General features: G+C 36.4%; 3 protein-coding genes. 2 read left to right on the top strand and 1 reads right to left on the bottom strand.

Annotated features, from left to right (window positions below):
• Window positions 1–1,559 precede the first annotated feature (1,559 nt).
• Window positions 1,560–1,742: a hypothetical protein gene (locus HH682_RS15320; protein WP_214238349.1), complete on the bottom strand. Its 183-nt coding sequence runs from the start codon at window positions 1,740–1,742 to the stop codon at window positions 1,560–1,562.
• Between the two features lie 259 nt (window positions 1,743–2,001).
• Between HH682_RS15320 and HH682_RS15315 the strand changes: the two genes are divergently transcribed.
• Entirely contained in the window at window positions 2,002–2,115 is a 114-nt protein-coding gene (locus HH682_RS15315) for a small membrane protein (RefSeq protein ID WP_214238348.1), read from the top strand.
• Window positions 2,116–2,440: 325 nt separating this feature from the next.
• The gene (locus HH682_RS15310) at window positions 2,441–2,641 is read left to right on the top strand and encodes a hypothetical protein (RefSeq protein WP_214238347.1); all 201 of its coding nucleotides are present in this window, start codon (window positions 2,441–2,443) and stop codon (window positions 2,639–2,641) included.
• The last annotated feature ends 103 nt before the right edge of the window (window positions 2,642–2,744 follow it).

Below are 2,744 nucleotides of genomic sequence, written 5' to 3'. Positions count from 1 at the left end.
ATGAACAGTAACGCTGGCCATGAGAAAACCTCAAAGCGATGATTATACATCAATTCAACTAATTGGATACATCACCTACTTGGTGTATCGATATAACGATAGCTATTTTTTATTGTCGAGAGGTTTACGTAACAAGTTATTAGCGTTGGTCATACCCAAGCCAACAGAGGTCAATCCGATCAGTGGAAACCAGCTAAAACGATCTTACTCAATACCTATAGACCGTGCGTGCTCTTACCCATCATCATAAGTGGCCATTAGACTCTAGCCAGATCGAGAAGAGAGAACCTTTGCACGGGATATTTTTTCGATTACTTCCTCCAAACTTTCAACGACAATAATTTTATCAGTACTATTTTTAGTGCAGATCATGCACTTTTTACCATGACTCTTTGCATAACTAATATCGTTAATAGATATGCTCAATGTTTCGCCTTTCACACTGCTTAATAATATCATTGCGCTCACCTCACCGATTAATACTAGTGATAAGCTATCAAATGAAGCTAAACAAAAACTAAACGATATAATTCGAACATCATTTAACTATTTATTTTTTAAATTAACTTTTTAAGTACCTCTTTATTTTGAAAAACACATTATTAACATTACACGAGAAAGATTTAACATTTACGATACTAAATAGCATTTGTAACCCTATTCGGGGGAGTTTCTAAGAGATAATTTCGAATAAACACACCATCTTTAATAAGGTTTAGGACTTCTAGAAAAATTTTTTATCAAACTAAGGTACTCGTTCACAAACTCCAGATAATAGAGGCAGTCACTGCTTTCAGCTTAATGACATTTAAAAATGATAACGGCTAGTTTATTAGGACTTTTTAGCAGTCTTAAACCCACCTCTTACTTGCTACACGGTACGTAGAAGACATCTTACTTATCAGTATTGGCGTTGAGACGAGCCTCCCTAAGTAAGCCCACCATTACTGGATCAATATTCTTTAAAGACATTTTTATCATTATTATACCCAATTGTGAGTATCGACTTAGTTCTGTGGCGGGATGATGAAATAGTTTGATTATTAAAGTGCTGAGTTTTTCAACCCTGATGGTTGTTGAGCGGGTTGTTTTTGAAAATAGATATCATTATTAAATTTTTCAATTACTTCATACTCTTAAATTTAATTCTCTCGTAATTCATTTCCCGCTAAGTCGAGATAATGATTACCACCGCCATAACACCGAAACGCTCTGTATATAAAAATAATGGAGTGTTATTTCTACTATTATTTGTATTCAGAATGAGTTAACAGGTCCGTACTTGTAAAAAAGTTCCATTCGACTGAGCATGAACGATGTTCACTGTGCGTAGTGTTTGACTAAGCCGATCTTTTGCCTGATCAAGTTGTAATGAATTGTCCAATAAAATGCCTTGCCTTGCTTCTATGGCACAGTGACCAAGACTGACAATACCAAACGGATTAAGGTCAAATTAACAGGCCTTACTGCAGTGGAATACCGAAATTAGGCCTTACAAGCCGTTTAACGAAATGTGTCCACTTTTACAGGATCATTTAACTTAAGTAGCTTTTTTAATCTTATCGGTTTTCACAACCAATCTGAAATTTATCAATGATTTCCGTACCCTTTACGCGGTAACCATAGGTTCCGAATATGAAAGCGTGTTTCAACTGGTACACCACGACATCACTCAGCCCAACGGCACACTTCTCTTTCTCAATAGCGCGCCAAGCGCTAAAGCCACTATTTTTTTCATTCATTGCAATGGGAAACAACCTATCACATTATGGAACCAGTTTAATTACAGATATCTCCGCTTAAATTGATATTACTGAGTACTGCCCCAGCTTAATTGTCAGCTATTCTGCACTCCTCGATAACGTGAACCCGTTCATTCAGCAGCCTATAGAATGCCTCTATGGTATATTTGTGCTTTCAGTATCCTTCTCATCATTTACAAATTGAAATTATTTGGCTCTCTAATATAATCCGCCATCGAGAAAAATAAGGTCGATTTGAATGAGCAATTTTTTACTTTTAAGTATAGCTTTAGCACTAGGTGTAGTAGCGGTTTGGATGGGTGTTTCTTACTTCAAAGAATCAAGAAGTACGCGCCTCACCTTCCGTAAGTAGTAGTCAATACCGAAAGCTGTTATAAAAATGGCTCTCGGTTTGGTTTAGTGTGCAGGATAACCGTCGTTAGCTCTCTTCTTAGCAAGGTAGTCGAGGATATCTTTAATGACAGGGATTCCTTCAGGTCACAATTTTGTATGACTACCGAGTGATACAAAATAAACTAGCTTTTCACCATAATGAGGTAATCCTAGTGTTTCTACCTATCCCGCTTGGTGGTGGGACTTTTTTGTTTTCTCTGTTCTTAGGTTAGGCATCATTGGCCTAAAACAATTAGCACAACAACACTATTATGTTGAATCTAAATGAATTTTGGATTACAAACATGCAATCTTCTCGTACTGCAAATGAACAATTCACTCTCGATATGATGGCTTTAATCCTACAAGAAATGGGTGTCATCTCCTCTGGGAAAATATTTAAGAAAGCCAAATCTCACTTTGAATCAGAAGGTAACGAATCTTCAGTCCAACTTCTTGAGACATTAAGAGAGACATACTTGCAAATACAAAATCCTAAAAATTAATTAAATTAGTTAGATACCAAATACAGCGGTAATCCCCCCATTTTTAACGGAGGTAATAAGTAGAATCAGTTAACACGTTGAATATGCTGCATCGGTGTAAAAC

Origin of the sequence: Rosenbergiella gaditana (genome assembly GCF_018494065.1) — a bacterium.
Lineage (GTDB): Bacteria > Pseudomonadota > Gammaproteobacteria > Enterobacterales > Enterobacteriaceae > Rosenbergiella > Rosenbergiella gaditana.
This window is presented reverse-complemented; position numbering and strand designations above follow the sequence as displayed.